Annotated in this window: 13 protein-coding genes and 1 pseudogene; 4 read left to right on the plus strand and 10 right to left on the minus strand. The window is 68.4% G+C overall.

What is annotated here, in order from left to right:
• Positions 1-58 precede the first annotated feature (58 nt).
• The 6 genes and pseudogenes from AC3FMM_RS11495 to hppD all read right to left on the minus strand — a co-directional run bounded on the left by AC3FMM_RS11495 (position 59) and on the right by hppD (position 8,045).
• Positions 59-2,265: pseudogene (locus tag AC3FMM_RS11495) on the minus strand (xanthine dehydrogenase family protein molybdopterin-binding subunit).
• Positions 2,262-3,260: an FAD binding domain-containing protein gene (locus AC3FMM_RS11500; protein WP_488686623.1), complete on the minus strand. Its 999-nt coding sequence runs from the start codon at positions 3,258-3,260 to the stop codon at positions 2,262-2,264. Before AC3FMM_RS11500 ends, AC3FMM_RS11495 begins: the two are co-directional and overlap by 4 nt.
• An 8-nt stretch (positions 3,261-3,268) precedes the next feature.
• Entirely contained in the window at positions 3,269-3,838 is a 570-nt protein-coding gene (locus AC3FMM_RS11505) for a 2Fe-2S iron-sulfur cluster-binding protein (protein WP_116314272.1), read from the minus strand.
• A 239-nt stretch (positions 3,839-4,077) separates the two neighbouring features.
• The gene (locus tag AC3FMM_RS11510) at positions 4,078-5,274 is read right to left on the minus strand and encodes an amino acid aminotransferase (protein WP_116314273.1); all 1,197 of its coding nucleotides are present in this window, start codon (positions 5,272-5,274) and stop codon (positions 4,078-4,080) included.
• 114 nt (positions 5,275-5,388) lie between these two features.
• Positions 5,389-6,783, minus strand: coding sequence for an amino acid permease (locus AC3FMM_RS11515; RefSeq protein WP_488686624.1), 1,395 nt, complete (start codon positions 6,781-6,783; stop codon positions 5,389-5,391).
• Between the two features lie 182 nt (positions 6,784-6,965).
• Entirely contained in the window at positions 6,966-8,045 is a 1,080-nt protein-coding gene (gene hppD / locus AC3FMM_RS11520; RefSeq protein WP_115713462.1) for a 4-hydroxyphenylpyruvate dioxygenase, read from the minus strand.
• Between the two features lie 237 nt (positions 8,046-8,282).
• Here hppD and AC3FMM_RS11525 point away from each other — a divergent pair, with 237 nt between their 5' ends.
• Complete coding sequence (locus tag AC3FMM_RS11525; RefSeq protein ID WP_115683172.1) at positions 8,283-8,756, plus strand: Lrp/AsnC family transcriptional regulator; 474 nt, start codon at positions 8,283-8,285, stop codon at positions 8,754-8,756.
• Positions 8,757-8,766: 10 nt separating this feature from the next.
• On the opposite strand, the gene AC3FMM_RS11530 is transcribed toward AC3FMM_RS11525, so the two are convergent.
• A complete protein-coding gene (locus AC3FMM_RS11530) occupies positions 8,767-10,719 on the minus strand; it encodes a PAS domain-containing sensor histidine kinase (RefSeq protein WP_488686625.1) in 1,953 nt (650 codons plus the stop codon).
• Between the two features lie 496 nt (positions 10,720-11,215).
• Between AC3FMM_RS11530 and AC3FMM_RS11535 the strand changes: the two genes are divergently transcribed.
• The 3 genes from AC3FMM_RS11535 (at position 11,216) to AC3FMM_RS11545 (ending at position 13,271) form a co-directional block, all read left to right on the plus strand.
• Positions 11,216-11,839, plus strand: a complete 624-nt coding sequence (locus tag AC3FMM_RS11535; RefSeq protein ID WP_488686626.1) for a response regulator — start codon at positions 11,216-11,218, stop codon at positions 11,837-11,839.
• Position 11,840: 1 nt separating this feature from the next.
• Complete coding sequence (locus AC3FMM_RS11540; RefSeq protein ID WP_488686627.1) at positions 11,841-12,572, plus strand: Hpt domain-containing protein; 732 nt, start codon at positions 11,841-11,843, stop codon at positions 12,570-12,572.
• A gap of 192 nt (positions 12,573-12,764) precedes the next feature.
• Complete coding sequence (locus AC3FMM_RS11545; protein WP_116314275.1) at positions 12,765-13,271, plus strand: hypothetical protein; 507 nt, start codon at positions 12,765-12,767, stop codon at positions 13,269-13,271.
• Positions 13,272-13,324: 53 nt separating this feature from the next.
• Here the strand turns inward: AC3FMM_RS11545 and AC3FMM_RS11550 are convergent, their stop codons facing one another.
• The 3 genes from AC3FMM_RS11550 to AC3FMM_RS11560 form a co-directional block, all read right to left on the minus strand.
• A complete protein-coding gene (locus AC3FMM_RS11550) occupies positions 13,325-13,924 on the minus strand; it encodes a TetR/AcrR family transcriptional regulator (RefSeq protein WP_115713459.1) in 600 nt (199 codons plus the stop codon).
• 117 nt (positions 13,925-14,041) lie between these two features.
• Positions 14,042-14,944 (minus strand): patatin-like phospholipase family protein, encoded by a 903-nt coding sequence (locus AC3FMM_RS11555; RefSeq protein ID WP_488686628.1) that lies wholly within the window; start codon positions 14,942-14,944, stop codon positions 14,042-14,044.
• Positions 14,945-15,150: 206 nt separating this feature from the next.
• Positions 15,151-15,882, minus strand: coding sequence for a YceH family protein (locus AC3FMM_RS11560; protein WP_488686629.1), 732 nt, complete (start codon positions 15,880-15,882; stop codon positions 15,151-15,153).
• Between the last annotated feature and the right edge of the window lie 191 nt (positions 15,883-16,073).

Raw genomic sequence — 16,073 nt, forward strand, 5'->3', positions numbered from 1 at the left:
ACCACTGGCGCAGCCAGCGCGGTGCCTGCAGATCCCTGCCTGGTGACGAAGAGGCGTTTCAGTCGAGCAGCTTGTCCAGCGTGATCGGCAAGTCGCGCACGCGCCGGCCGGTGGCGTGGTATACGGCATTGGCAATGGCCGCGGCCACGCCCACGATGCCGATCTCGCCGATGCCCTTGGTGCCGAGCGCGTTGATATGCGGATCGTCCTCGTCCACCACCGTGATCTCGATGGTGCCGATGTCGGCATTGACCGGCACGTGGTACTCGGCCAGGTTGGCGTTGGCGACGCGCCCGGTGGCCAGGTCCAGCTCGGTCTTCTCGTGCAGCGCCATGCCGATGCCCCAGACGATGCCGCCCATCAGCTGGCTGTGCGCGGTCTTGCGGTTCAGCAGCCGGCCGGCGCCGTAGCTGGCAACGACGCGGTGAACGCGGATCTCGCCCAGGTCCGGATCGACGCGGACTTCGGCAAAGACCGCGCCGAAAGCATGCATGGAATACGCCTGGCGCTCCTTGCCGGGTTTGGTGCTGGCGCGGCCCTCGATTGCTCGCCCGCCCGCACGCCGGATCGGCGCGGACATCGGTTCGCGCTGTGCCGGATCCGAGCGGCGTTGCAGCCAGCCTTCGACGATTTCGACATCCTCCACCGGCGCGCCAGACAACGGCGAGGCGGTATCGGCCACAGCCTGGCGGACCAGGCGCAGCCGTGCCGCTTCGGCCGCCTGCTGCACGGCGGGCGCGACGCTGGCCACGGACTGCGAGCCGCCAGACACCGGGGCTTCCGGGAAGGCCGTGTCGCCCAGTTCAAAGCGTACGTGCTCCGGCGGCAGGCCCAGCGCATCGGCGGCGACCTGCGTCATCACCGTATAGGTGCCGGTGCCGAGGTCCTGCGAGCCCGAACGCACCAGCGCCGTACCGTCCGGCAGCAGGCGTACCATCGCGCTGGCCGGCGAGCGGTAGGTGGGGTAGGTGGCGGTGGCCATGCCCAGTCCGACCAACTTGCCGTCGGCCTGCATCGAGCGCGGGGCGGGATCGCGGCGGGCCCAGTCGAAGCGCTCGGCGGCGTCGCGATAGCATTGGCGCAGCGACTTGCTCGAGAACGGCAGCTGCTTGTCCGGACGGTGTCGGCGTGGTTGCGCAGGCGCAGTGCGAGCGGGTCGAGTCCCAGCCGCTCGGCCAGTTCGTCGAGCGCGCATTCCAGCGCAAAGCTGCCGGGCGCTTCACCCGGCGCGCGCATGAAGGTGGGCGTGCCGATGTCCAGCTCGACCAGCCGGTGGCTGGTCTGCACGTTGGCGCAGGCGTAGAGCCGGCGCGTGAGCAACGCGGCGGATTCAACCCATTCCTCGATCATGGAAGTGCATGTGGTCACGTCATGGCGTAAGGCTTGCAGTGCGCCGTCGGCGGCCGCGGCGGCAACCACATGCTGCTCGGTAACAGGCCGCCCGCCCAACGGGCCGAACATCTGGGTCCGTTCCACCACCAGCCTGACCGGACGGCTGACCTGCCGCGCCGCCATCGCGGCCAGGACCACGTGCGACCACACCGAGCCCTTGCAGCCAAAGCCGCCGCCCACGTACGGGCAGATCACGCGCACCTTGTCGGCAGCGATGCCGAACGCGGCGGCGACGGCCTTGCGCACGCCGGTGACGTATTGCGTCGCGTCGTACAGGGTGAGCTGGTCGCCATCCCACGCCGCGAGGGTGGCATGCGGCTCCATCGGGTTGTGGGTTTCCATCGGCGTGGTGTAGACCGCGTCGATCACGGCGGCGGCGCCGCGCCGGCCCGCATCGGGATCGCCGCGGCGGCTGTCGGCGGATTCGTCCTCGTCAGGCTTGCGGGCCCGCGCGCGCGCCTGCGCGAAGTCCAGTACGGCATCGCCCTGCCGGTATTGCACCGGCAGGCAGCGCGCGGCGTCGCGGGCCTGCTCGAGCGTATCGGCCACCACCACGGCGATGGGCTGGTTGTTGTAGTGGACCGTGGTGTCCTGCAGCAGGCTCATCACGTGGCCGGCGGTGGGGATGTCCGCGGCCGCCTTGCCGGCCCTGGGCAGGTGCGGGGCGTTGAACGGCGTCAGCACCAGCCGCACGCCCGGCATGCGTTCGCACGCGGCGGTGTCGATGGCGACGATCTCGCCGCGGGCGATGGCGCTGGTCACCATCACCGCATGGACCAGTCCCGGCAGCGTGTGGTCGGCGGTGTAGCGGGCGCGGCCGGTGACCTTGGAGATGCCGTCGACGCGGTCGAGCGGGGTGCCGGTTATGCTCATGCCGAAGCTCCTGACGGGCCGCTGGCAACCTTCAGCGCGAGGGCGACGGCGCGCTGCGCCAGGCCGATCTTGAACGCGTTGTGCGCATACGGGTGCGCGCCGTCGAGCAGCAGCCGCGCCGCGTCGGCCGCGCTGTGCGCGCTCAGCGGCCGGCCTGCCAGCGCGCGCTCCGCCGCGGGCACGCGCCACGGCTTGTGCGCCACGCCGCCCAGCGCCAGCCGCGCGCTGTGCACCAGCTTGCCGTCGAGTTCGAGCGCCGCGGCCACCGAGACCAGGGCGAAGGCAAAGCTGGAGCGGTCCCGCACCTTCAGGTAGTGCGCATGGGCGGCGTAGGGCGAGGGCGGCAGGTCGATGGCGACGATCAGCTCGCCGGGGGCCAGCATGGTGTCGCACTGCGGGGTATCGCCGGGCAGGCGGTGGAAGTCGCCGATCGGGATGCGGCGCTCGCCGGTGGTGGCGCGCACCACGATCACGGCCTCGAGCGCGGCCAGCGCCACGCACATGTCGGACGGATGCACGGCGATGCAATGCTCGCTGGCGCCGAGGATGGCATGGATGCGGTTGATGCCGTCGCGCGCGCCGCAGCCCGAGCCGGGCTTGCGCTTGTTGCAGCACGGGAAGCCCAGGTCATAGAAGTAATGGCAGCGGGTACGCTGCAGCAGGTTGCCGCCCACCGTGGCCATATTGCGCAGCTGCCCGGACGCGCCCGACAGCAGCGCCTGCGCCAGCAGCGGATAGCGTTCGCGCACCAGCGCATGGTTGGCCGCATCGGTGTTGCTGGCCATCGCGCCCAGGCGCAGGCCGCCATCGGGCAGCGCCGCGATCTGGTCCAGCGGCAGCCGGCTGACGTCGACCAGCAGCCGCGGCGCTTCCACGCCGGCCTTGACCAGGTCCAGCAGGTTGGTGCCGCCGGCCACATAGCGCGCGCCCGGCTGGCTCCCCAGGCGCATGGCCTCGTCGACCGAGCCCGGCCGTTCATAAGCGAAAGGATTCATACCCAGCCTTAGCTGCCGCCCTTGCCGCAGGCGGCGCGGACCGCGGCGACGATATTGGGGTAAGCGCCGCAGCGGCACAGGTTGCCGCTCATGCGCTCGCGGATCTCGTCGTCGCCGAGCGGCAGCGGCGGCGCGCCCAGCGGCCGCACCGCGCTGGCATGGCCGGCCTGCGCCTCGGCCAGCATGCCTACCGCCGAGCAGATCTGGCCGGGGGTGCAGAAGCCGCACTGCAGCGCGTCGTGGGTGACGAAGGCCTGCTGCATCGGGTGCAGCGTATCGCCGCTGGCCAGGCCTTCGATGGTGGTGATGTGGCGGCCTTCCTGCATCACCGCAAGCGTCAGGCAGGCGTTGATGCGGCGGCCTTCGACCAGCACCGTGCAGGCGCCGCACTGGCCGCGGTCGCAGCCCTTCTTGGCGCCGGTCAGATGGAGGATTTCACGCAGCGCGTCGAGCAGCGTGCAGCGCGGTTCCAGCTGCAGCGTGCAGGGCTTGCCGTTGACATGGAGCGTCACTGCGCGGGTGGCCGCGCCTGGCGGGGCGGTGGTGCTGCAATGGGCCGGTACGTTGTCTTCGGACATGGGCGAGCCTTCTGTCGGCGTCCCGGCATGTCGTCGGAAGGCGCCGGGAATACCGGAAGGCTGCAAGTTCAGTGCCGGGCAGCGCCCCGGCCATGGCGCCGCAGGCGGTACGGCTACACGGCGGCGCAAGCGTCAAAAACGCCACGCGGTGCGTGTAGAAATTACGCTGGGTGAATCCGCGCGCCACAAAACAAAAACGGCGCCCGGAGGCGCCGCCGTGAGGCCGTGTGGAACCGGGTTCAGCCCTTCAGCACGCTGCCGATGGCCTTGGCCACGATGCCGACATTGCCCTCGTTCAGCCCGGCCACGCACATGCGGCCCGAGCGCAGCAGGTACACGCCGTGCTGCTCGCGCAGGCGCTCGGCCTGGTCGGCGGTGAGGCCGGTGTAGGTGAACATGCCGCGCTGGGTCAGGTAGCGCGACAGCGCCTCGCCGCTGACATGGTCGCGCAGATTGTGGTGGATGGCCTCGCGCATGCGCGCGATGCGGCCGCACATCTCGGCCAGTTCCTGTTCCCACAGCTGGCGCAGCTCGGGCGTGGTCAGCACCTTGGCGACCACGCGCGCACCGTGCGTGGGCGGGTTGCTGTAGTTGGCGCGCACCGCGCCGGTCAGCTGGCCCAGCACGTTCGATGCTTCGGCCGCGGTGTTGCAGAACACGCTCAGGCCGCCGCAGCGCTCGCCGTACAGCGAGAAGTTCTTCGAGAACGAGTTGGCTACCAGGCAGGGCACGTCCTGCGCCACCAATTCGCGGATGGCGAAGGCGTCGTCTTCCAGGCCGGCGCCAAAACCCTGGTAGGCCATGTCGACGAACGGCAGCAGCTGGTTGGCCTTGAGCAGCGCGATCAGCTGGCGCCACTGGTCCTGGTTCAGGTCGACACCGGTCGGGTTGTGGCAGCACGCGTGCAGCAGCACGATGCTGCCGGCCGGGATCGCGCGCAGCGCGTCCATCATGGCGTCGAACTTCAGGCCGCCGGTGGCGTCGTCATAGTACGGGTAGGTATTGACGGTAAATCCGGCGCGCTCGAACACCACGCGGTGGTTTTCCCAGCTGGGGTCGCTGATCCACACCTGCGCCTGCGGGTAGTAGCGCTTGAGGAAATCAGCGCCCACGCGCAGCGCGCCCGAGCCGCCCAGCGTCTGCAGCGTGGCGATGCGGCCGGCGGCGCGCGCCGGCGAGTCCTCGCCGAACACCAGCGCCTGCACGGCGTTGCGGTAGGCCGCCAGGCCCGACATCGGCAGGTAGGGGCGCGGACCCATGTCGGCCAGCAGCGCGGCCTCGGCCTGCGCCACCGCCTGCATCACCGGCAGGCGGCCGTCGTCGTCAAAGTAGATGCCGATGCTCAGGTTGACCTTGTCGGTGCGCGGGTCACGCTGGAAGTCCTCGTTTAGCGAGAGGATCGGATCGCCGGGAAAGGCCTCGATGTGTGCGAACATGGGATGCGATGGAGTTGGGTCGGGGGCGGCTGCCGCGGCGCAAGGCGCCGCGCAGCCTGGGATTTTAACCGGCGGCGCCCGCGGCCTGCAGGCGCCAGCCTGGCTGGGGGGCGGTCAGCGCAGTTGCTGCGCGGCCACACCGGCTTGCAGCGCGGCGCCGGCCTTCTTCTGGCGCACCAGGTAGCTCACGCCGAGCACCACCAGCCACACCGGGATCAGGTACACCGAGAGGCGCAGGCCTTCGGTCAGGTACATCACCACCAGGATGCCGGCCAGGAACACCAGGCACAGGTAGTTGGTCAGCGGATAGCCCCAGCTCTGGAACGCCGTGGCCTGGCCGGCCTTGCGCTTGTCGGCGCGGAACTTCAGGTGGATCAGGCTGATCATGGCCCAGTTGATGATCAGCGCCGACACCACCAGCCCCATCAGCAGCTCGAAGGCCTTGCCCGGCATGAAGTAGTTGATCACCACGCAGGCCGCGGTGGCCACCGCCGAGAACGCCAGTGCCGTCAGCGGGATGCCGCGCTGGTTGACCTTGAGCAGCGCCTTGGGCGCATTGCCCTGCTTGGCCAGGCCGTACAGCATGCGGCTGTTGCAGTACACGCCGCTGTTGTAGACCGACAGCGCCGCGGTCAGCACCACCACGTTCAGCACATTGGCCACCCAGTTGCTGTTCAGCGCGTGGAAGATCAGCACGAACGGGCTGCCGCCGGTGACCACGTTCTCCCACGGGTACAGCGACAGCAGCACCGCCAGCGCGCCCACATAGAAGATCAGGATGCGGTAGATCACCTGGTTGGTAGCCTTGGGGATGGTCTTCTCGGGCGAGTCCGCCTCGGCCGCGGTGATTCCGACCAGTTCCAGGCCGCCGAACGAGAACATGATCACCGCCATGGCCATCACCAGGCCGCCCATGCCGTTGGGGAAGAAGCCGCCGTGCTGCCAAAGGTTGGCCACGCTGGCCTGCGGGCCGGCGTTGCCGGACAGCAGCAGGTAGCCGCCGAAGCCGATCATGCCGATGATCGCCGCGACCTTGATGATCGAGAACCAGAATTCCATCTCGCCGAAGGATTTCACGCTGGCCAGGTTGATCGCGTTGATGATGACGAAGAACGCCAGCGCCGAGACCCAGGTGGGAATCTCCGGCCACCAGTACTGCACGTAGATGCCGACCGCGGAAAGCTCGGCCATGCTCACCAGGATATACAGCACCCAGTAGTTCCACCCCGACAGGAAGCCGGCGAAATGGCCGCAGTACTTGTCGGCAAAGAAGCTGAACGAGCCGGCGACGGGCTCGTCCACCACCATCTCGCCGAGCTGGCGCATGATGAAGAACGCCACGATGCCGGCGATCGCGTAGCCCAGCAGGACCGAAGGCCCCGCCATCTTGATGGTCTGGGCGATGCCCAGGAAAAGTCCGGTGCCGATGGCGCCACCCAGAGCGATCAGCTGGATGTGCCGGTTCTTCAGCCCGCGCTTGAGCGAGCCGTCATTGTTGCTGGAATGCATGCAGTGTGTCCTCTACCCATTCTCATGGAATGCGGGCCCGCGTCTCTGGCTATTGTCGGAGTCGGACGCTTGGGCCTGGGGGTCGTCGCCGCGCGCGCGGCAGGGTGTCTGCCGCGCGGGGCGTGCGCGTTGCCGGACCGGCGCGCCGACGAAGGCGGCCGGTCAGTGCTGGCCGATGCCGGTCAGGCCTCGACCTTGAGCGTGCCGCGTTCGATCTGGTCGCGTTCCAGCGACTCGAACAGTGCCTTGAAGTTGCCTTCGCCGAAGCCTTCGTCGCCCTGGCGCTGGATGAACTCGAAGAACACCGGGCCGAGCGCGGTCTTGGAGAAGATCTGCAGCAGCAGACGGGGCTTGCCGCCTTCGGTGGTGCCGTCCAGCAGGATGCCGCGCGACTTCAGTTGCTCGACGGGCTGGCCGTGGCCGGGCAGGCGGGTGTCGAGCGCCTCGTAGTAGTAGTCGTTCGGTGCGGTCATCAGCGGCACGCCGGCCAGTTGCAGGCGGTCGATGACTTCGATCAGGTTGTCGGTCAGGAAGGCGATGTGCTGGATGCCTTCGCCGTTGAAGGCCATCAGGAACTCTTCGATCTGCCCGGCGCCCTTGGACGATTCCTCGTTCAGCGGAATGCGGATTTTACCATCCGGCGCGGTCATGGCCTTGGAGGCCAGGCCGGTGTATTCGCCCTGGATGTCGAAGTAGCGGATTTCGCGGAAATTGAACAGCTTTTCGTAGAAATTGGCCCAATACGCCATGCGGCCACGGTAGACGTTGTGGGTCAGGTGGTCGATCAGCTTGAGGCCGTGACCGACCGGATGGCGGTCGACGCCCTCGATGAACTCGAAGTCGATGTCATAGATCGACTTGCCTTCCTCGAAGCGGTCGATCAGGTACAGCGGCGCGCCGCCAATGCCCTTGATTGCCGGCAGGCGCAGCTCCATCGGGCCGGTCGGGATCTCGACCGGCTGCGCGCCCAGTGCCAGCGCGCGCGCATAGGCCTTGTGCGAATCCTTGACGCGGAAAGCCATGCCGCAGGCGCTGGGGCCGTGCTCGGCGGCAAAGTAGGCGGCGTGGCTGTGCGGCTCGCGGTTGACGATGAAGTTCACGTCGCCCTGGCGGTACAGCACCACATCCTTGGAACGGTGCTTTGCCACCAGCGTGAAACCCATCTGCTCGAACAGTGGCTCAAGCAGGTTGGGGGTGGGCGAGGCGAATTCCACGAATTCGAAGCCCATCAGCTGCATCGGATTGTCAAACAGGTCGGCCATGGCTTTCTCGGTAAGAACGTAGGGGTGGGAAATAATATTGTGGCTTCAGCACTTGCTTGCGCAGTCGCGCCGGGGCCAGCCGGCTCGGCACCGGAGCCCTGTCTGCAGGGGTTTGCGGTGCGCTTGCTTGGGATGCAGTGTATATTCGGGGCGGCAAAATTGGATTTCGTAAAACAGGCAGGGAAACCCTAGATTATGAAATTTGATTTCCTGAATGCGTAAGATGAGGAAACCAAAGTGCAATCAATCGAGCTGGACCGCACCGATCGCCGCTTGCTCGGGGTGCTGCAGGAGCACGGGCGGGCATCCAACCTGGAACTGGCCGAGGCCATCGCGCTGTCGCCGGCGCAGACCTTGCGGCGCCACCGCCGGCTGGAAGAGGCCGGGCTGGTCAAGCGCTACGAGGCGCGGCTGGACGCCGCGGCGCTGGGCTTCGGCGTGGTGGCCTTTATCCATGTAACGATGGAGCGCGGGCATATCCGCGACCTGTCCAACTTCAAGCGGCTGGTGGCGGAACTGGCGCAGATCCAGGAGTGCTTCTCGGTGACGGGCGATATCGACTACGTGCTGAAGGTGGTCGCGCGCGACCTGAAATCGCTGTCGGATTTCCTGCTGGATACGCTGATGCGCATTCCGGGCGTCAGCGGCGTGAAGTCGAGCGTGTGCCTGGACGAGATCAAGTGCACCAGCGCGGTGCCGATGGAGTCCTGAAGCGGACCGGTCAGTCCTCGGGCAGATCTATGCGGTCGCACTGCACGTTCATCGCGCGGCAGACCGCACACCACGATGCCCGCGCGCCGGGGGCGGCTTCGTCGCGGGAACTGTCCTCGCTCACCATGCCGGCAGACGGCACCAGGTCTTGCCCCTGGCCGGGGCCGGCTGGTTCCGGCTGCGGCGTCCTGGACGGTGGCGGCGGCCGGCCGCCGCACGCCTGCGACACGGCGGCATCCAGGGCCTGCAGGCCCACCGGCTTGACCACCACGGCGTTCATGCCCGCGTCCAGGGCCGCGGCATGGTCGCTGGCGGCGGCACTGGCGGTGCAGCCGACGATGGGCACGCGGTGGTGGGCGTCGCCGCGGGCCCGCACCGCGCGCGTGAAGGCGAGGCCGTCCATCACCGGCATGGCGCAGTCGCAAACGATCACGTCGAATTTGTCGCGGTCCAGCGCGGCCAGCGCTTCGCAGCCATCGCACGCCGTGCTGACGCGGTGGCCCAGGTGTTCCAGCTGGCGTTGCAGCAGCAGGCGATTGGGGGCGTGGTCATCGATGACCAGGATGCAGGCGCCGCGCCGCGGACAACCCGCCACGGGCAATGGCGGCGCCGGCTCGGCCGGCTGCGGTGCGCTGGCGATTTGCAGCGGCAGCGACACCAGCACGCGCGTGCCCCGGCCCGGCTGGCTGGTGAGCGTGATGCCGCCGCCCATGGCAGTGGCCAGGCGCCGGCAGATGGCCAGTCCCAGCCCGGTGCCGCCGGCATGGGTGCGCGCGCAGCCATGCACCTGCTCGAACGGCTGGAACAGCCGGACCTGGGCCTCGAAGGGAATGCCGACACCGCTGTCGGAGACCGTCAGCATGACGTGCTGGACGCCGTCGCAGGGCGCCTGCGCATCCAGGCGGACGTGGACCGTGCCGCTGTCGGTAAAGCGCACCGCATTGGACACCAGGTTGGCCAGGATCTGCCGGAAGCGCAGCGCGTCGACCTGATGCAGCGGCGCCAGCGCGGCGCTGACGCCGCTGGTCAGGGGCAAGCCCTTTTGCGCTGCCACGGGTCCGAAGATCAGCAGGGTATCGTCGACCAGCCCTGACAGCGACGCTGGCGCCGGGTGGATGCTGAACTTGCCGGCCTCCAGCTTGGACAGGTCGAGGAGGTCATCGATCAGCGCCAGCAGCCCCAGTGCCGACTTGTGTGCGGTGACCAGCTGCAGCCGCTGCTCGTCCGGCAACTGGCATTGCGCCAGCGTCAGCTCGAGCATGCCGGTGATGGCATTCATCGGCGTGCGGATCTCGTGGCTGACCGACGCCAGGAACGCGGACTTGGTGCGGTTGGCGGCTTCCGCCTCGGTCTTGGCCTGGGCCAGCTCGGCCAGCATCTGGTGGCGCTCGGTCAGGTCGACGCAGCCGCCAGCCAGGCCCTTGATGGAGCCGTCGGCGCCGCGCAGCGGGGTCAGCCAGTTCAGTACGTGCAGCGTGCGGTCGCCCAGGTGCAGGCACCGGTCCGCGTGCAGCGGTGCGCCGTCTTCGACGACCTGGCGGTAGTCGCGAGCCAGCTCGGCCATATCGGTGGCAAGGGGGTGTGCCGACAGCACGGCGTCCAGCGGCTGTCCCAGCAGGCTGCCGCGCGTGGCGCCAAGCAGTTCCTCATAGCTGCGGTTGCAGGCGATGAGCCGCAACGCCGCGTCGCGCAGGTAGACCGGCTGCGGAATGCCGTCAAGCAGCGCGGTCTGGATGGCAACGCAGTCTTGCAGGGCGGTTTCGGCGGCACGGCGTCGGCGCACCTCGCGGTACAGCGCGATGATCCACGCCAGCAGGCATGGCGTGAGGACGCAGAGCACCCCGGTGGACCAGCCCAGCAGGTGCGCATGCGAATGCGCCGCTGGCGCGGACGCCGGCACGGTCGCCGCCAGCGCCGCGGTCAGCGCGCCATGCGACAGGCCGATGGCCACGGCCATGGCCATGGCGCACGCGAGTCGCCGCGCACGCGCGCTCCGGCCGGCCCTTGCCGGGGCCGGGGCGGGTTGGGTGGAATCGACAGCAGCACGAAGCGGGCGCGTGGTGACGGGTGGCGAAGCAGAAGAGAGTGGACGGAGCGGCAAGCGGGTCGGCGAGGTCGGTGAAGTGCTTTCACTCTAGGGGCGCGGGCCCGCCATCTCATTAGGACGAATCTGAAATTGATACGGAAATTTCGAAATCGCGGGCACTTTGCCGTCGGCTGCGCCACATATAGAACACAATCTGGGCCCGCTTGCGGCGTGGTGGGAGGCATGTCGGCGGCACTGCAATGCCAGCACGTTTGCGGTGCATCACATGAACGGCACCGCCGCTATGGCAGGCGCGGCCTTTCGGAAGAAACCACCCGAGCCTCGGAAATTTCTGGTTTCGTAAGGCGCAAAGGCTTAGCACAATGATGTGCCCCCTCGCGCGGAAAACGCGATGTTTGCAACGGAGTACAGCTTGACCACAATCCTGATCGTCGATGACCACCCGCCCGTGCGTGCCGTACTCAAGACGCACTTTTCCCAGGTGCTGGGCATCACCCACGTGCTCGAGGCGGACAATGGCCAGGCGGCCATCGAGATCGTGCGGCAATACCTGCCCGACGTGGTCATCCTGGATCTGGATATTCCCAAGATCAACGGGCTGGACGTGATTCCGCGCCTCAAGGCCAGCCATCCCACGGTGCGCATCCTGGTGATCTCGGGCCAGGACCAGAACGCCTTCGCCCCGCGCGCGCGCCATGCCGGCGCCCATGGCTTTGTCAGCAAGACGCAGGAGCTGGCCGAAATCGTGCGGTGCACGGAGTCGGTGCTGGCGGGCTATACGGTGATGCCGGAAATCGACCACGGCAAATCCGGGCTGGCCGACGAAGCCGAACGGCTGGCCTCGCTGTCGGACAAGGAACTGGTGGTCATGCAGATGCTGGCCAAGGGCATGTCGAACAAGGAAATCGGGCAGGTTTTGTTTATTTCCAACAAGACCGTCAGCACGCACAAGACCCGGGTGATGGAAAAGCTGGGCGCAAAATCGATTGTCGATGTCATCGATTTTGCGCGGCGCCACCATATTGCGGTGGGATAGCGTGGACGCGGCCGAAGCGCAGTCCGGCCCCAGAGCCTTGCTCCTTGCACCCGCCGGCGCCCCGGGCCGGCTCGCGGATACCGCCCGGATCCTGCATGACCTTGGCTTTGTGGTGCGGATCGACGTGGGCGCGCCAGAGGCGGATATGGCCGCCGATGTCGAACTGGTGATGGCGAGTGCGGCTGCCGGGGTGCCTTCCTCGCTGATGCACACATGGCGCGCCCGCGGCGCGGTTTGCGCCTTGGTGTTGCCGCCGGGCGCGGTACCGGCGGCTGGCACAGACGCGGGCGTGGCCACTCTGCCCGCGCCGGTCACCGAAGCGTCCTTGCTCGCCATGCTGGCCGGCCAGCACTACGTGGCGCTGTCCCCGCGCGAGGGCGCCGGCATCGCCGGGGCCATTGCCGCGCAGACCTTCGGCAACCCGGCATTCGCCAGGGAACTGCTGCATGCGCTGGTGACCTCGACCCGCGATGACCTGGCGCAACTGCGCCGGGCCGGGCCGGACCTGGAGGCGGTGCGGGGCGTAGCGCACCGGCTCAAGGCCTCCGCCCACTATGTCGGTTGCCATGCGCTGCGGCTGACGGCGCAGCGGCTCGAGCATGCCGCCCGCGACGGCGATGCAGGCATGGCCACGGTGCTGGCAGCGATCGTGGCGCCAACGGCGGCACGGCTGCTCGCGCTGCTGGCCAGTCTGCCTCCCGCAAATCATTCCGATAACGCCCCGCAAAAATAGCACAGCGGGAATACACCGAATTGGCGCGATCCCGGCGCTTGATTATTCTGGTGGCTTGAATGGAAATAAGGCGTGCATTATTGATTATCGGGAATAAATCCCGCCGATTAATTTTGTTCGGGACTGGAATGCCGGATGCTGGCTGGCCCTTGCCGGCCGTGGCTTCAGGCATTTACGGGGAGGAGGGCAGGGATGGCCCATATCATGGCGTCAATGCCGGATTCGGCGGTCTATTTCCACCTGGCCGCGGTGGCGCTGCTGTTGCTGGGACTGGCCGCGTTCCGCGCGGTGGCTTATGTCATGGCATCGCCGCATGGGCGCCCGGCGCGTGCCCGGCGCATGCTGCTGGTCAGCGCCGGCCGCGTGCTGGCGGTCGGCGCGATCTGGACCGCCATCGTCTACGGCCACGGCGTTACCGAGCGGGCCGGCGCGCACAACTGCCGCCGGGTGCCGATGGTAGATGCCGCGGCCCGCTACGCCGCCGAATACTGCTACCTGGGCGGCGAGCGGATCCTGCTGCGGATCTACGGCGCCGAACGCGACCGGGTGCTGGCCCATCGCACCTTCACCAGTACCGGGCCGGTGCGGCTCAGCTGGGACGGGCACGCCGTGGTGTTCGATCCGGCCGCGCCGGGCCGCAAGGGCAGGCTGGCATTGCCGCCCGCGCTGCACGACCGGCTGCTGGCGCGGCTGCCTTGAGCGTGCAGGTCAGCGCGCAGGTCAGCGTGCAGGTCAGCGTGCAGGTCAGCACGCTAGCGCGGCTGGGCCTGCATCCGGGCCAGCACCGCGTCCAGGCCGTCGGGCCGTGGCAGCTGCGCGATCAGCCAGCGCACGGCCTCCGACAGTTGCCGCGCATCGTAGTCCGGCGCGAAGCTGTGCAGGGTGGCGCCGTGCAGGAAACAGCGCAGTGCCAGCCATTCCGGCTGTGGCGGTGCGTCCGGCGGCTGGCCGAACAGCCGCTGCGGCACCGCCGCCAGCGGTTCGTGCACGGCGCGGGCAAGACGGATGTCGCCGCGCGTTGCCATCCACACCTCCAGAATCGCCAGCGAGGCATGCCGTTGCGGCCGGTGTGCCAGCACATGCAGCATCAGGTGCAGGCGCAGTGACGGGCCCAGCGGCCCGAGCGCAGCCAGGCGCTCGGCCTCGCGCTCGAGCAGCAGCTTCAGCATGGCCGGCAGCAGGTCGTAGCGCCCTTCCGGAAAGTGGTGGCGCAGCGAGCCGCGGCTGGTGCCCGCCAGCTCGCACACGCGCGCTTCGGCAAAGGCCGCGTAGCCTTGCTCGATGAGCAGGGTCGCGGCGGCTTCGATCAGGGACTGGCGGGTACTGGCGCTGCGTTCGGCTTGGCTGGGCATGGGCCGGATTGTAGCAACGGCGCGGGGGGCGGCTTGCCATCCCCGCGGTACTTCGGCGCTTCGATCCATCCGGCAATGCAGGCCGGCGCAGTGGAGTCGCGGCGGTGAGCCCGCGCTTCAGTGCGGCGCTGCCGCCGGAATGTCGGCACTGCAGCTCGGTGCCGTCTCGTCATGCGAATGCGGGGCGAGGGCGCCGGGGATGCGTGGAGTGTCGAGGCCCTTGGCGCGCAGCCACTCGGCCGTGGTGGCTGCAGCGCGGTCGATCAGTTCACCGCAGCGTGAGTAGTCGTAGGGCGAGATGTCGAGCGGGCACAGCGGCGGAACCACGCTGATCTGCGCCTGGCTGGAGAAGTGCTGCAGGTCTTGCACCAGCTGGCGCGCCACCAGCAGCGAGAGCGCGTTGAACGCATGCTCCAGCGCGCCGCGCGGCGGACGGCGTTCGGCGCAGGTAAAGCCCGCCGGCAGCACGATCACGCGGGTGGCGCCCAGGCGGATCGCGGTCGACACCGGCGTATTGTTGGCCACGCCGCCGTCGATCAGGGTACGGCCCCCGAACTGCACCGGCGGAAAGACGCCAGGGATGGCGGCGCTGGCCAGCACCGCGTCGACGATGCTGCCACTGGACAGCACCACCTCGTCGCCGCTCTGCATGTCGGTCGCCACCACGTGCAGCGGCAGTTCGGCGGCTTCCAGCTTGCGCGGCCCGAAATGCCGTGACAGCAGGCTGCGCAAACCCGTCGCCTCCACGAGATGGCCGCGGCTGCCGCCGAACATGTTCCAGACACTGCGCCAGCTCCACGGCAGGATGTCCGTGCGCCGGATCGCGCGCCACAGTTCCTCTAGTCGCTGCGCGCCGCCCAAGCCCGGGTTGCAGGCAAAGTAGGCACCGTTGATGGCCCCGGCCGACGCGCCGATCACGATATCGGGCGATACGCCCCAGGCCGCCAGTTCACGCAGCATCCCGACCTGGATCGCACCCAGGCTTCCGCCGCCGGCGAATACAAAGGCTGTCTTGTCCATGGCTGCGGCGGTCTCCCCTGGCTTGTCGGCTTCCTGTGCAAAAGGATAGGCGACGTACAGGCCATCCGACAGTTCGGCCCGCCACCGCGGCGGGCGCGTTCTTTTTTGTAATAGCGCAATTAACCGCCTTGAATTTACCCCAACCCGTAAATGTGAGCCAGCAAGGGCGGGGGCGGAGCTTCCGGCGGGATGGTCGGTACTCGGGATCAGCCGAGAAACTCGTCCGCGGAGATGCCTAGCTGCGCGGCCATATGTTCGACCAGGCCCTGCAGCCTGGCCACTTTTTCGGTGAGGGCCTGCTGCTCGGCGCGCAGCTGTTCCAGCTCCGCCGACGGTGCGGCGTCGCCGTCGGCGCCACGCCCGCTGTCTTCGGCCGCCGCGGCGGCGCTGGCTTCGCAGCTCAGCAGATGCATCCAGCGGTTTTCACGGGCGCCGGGGGCACGCGGCAGGCGCACCACGCGCGGCGGCGCCTGGCTGGCCAGCTCGTCGAGGAAGGCCTCGACCGAGGAAATGTCGGCAAAGCTGTGCAGGCGCGCGGTATTCAGGCGCAGTTCCGCGGCCGTCTGCGGGCCGCGCAGCAGCAGCATCGCCAGCAGCGCGACCGACTGGCTCGGCACGCCGAGCGCCCGCTGCATGTTGTGCTCGAAGCGCGGCACGCGGCTGCTGCTGCCTTCGAAGACCAGGCTCAGGCCCTTGAGGCCGTCGATGGCCTCAAGGATCTCGGCCTCGCTGACGTTCATCACCGGCGCGCGCGCGGTCTTCTGGTTGCAGCCCGAAGCCAGCGCGTTGAGCGACAGCGGGTAGGTATCGGGTACGGTGTGCTGCTTTTCGACCAGCACGCCCAGCACGCGTCCTTCGACTGGCGTGAGGGCGCGCAATGCCGCGCGCGCGGGACGGTCGTTGGACGGGGTCGGATCGGATTCAGGGGTGGATGGCATCAAGTCTTCAGTGTTCTGACAGTGGCGGCGCCGGTACAGGCTTGCCGGAGCGCCGAGGCGAACATTCAATCCCAAGCCGGCGCAATGCGCAACTGTCGGCGCCCATGGCCTCGCATTCCTGGTCGTGCCGTCTACTATCGATAAGCCGCGCCGCGGCAGCCGGGATATGGGCGATCCGGCAGGTACCGATG

The organism is Cupriavidus sp. 207A1, assembly GCF_057798955.1.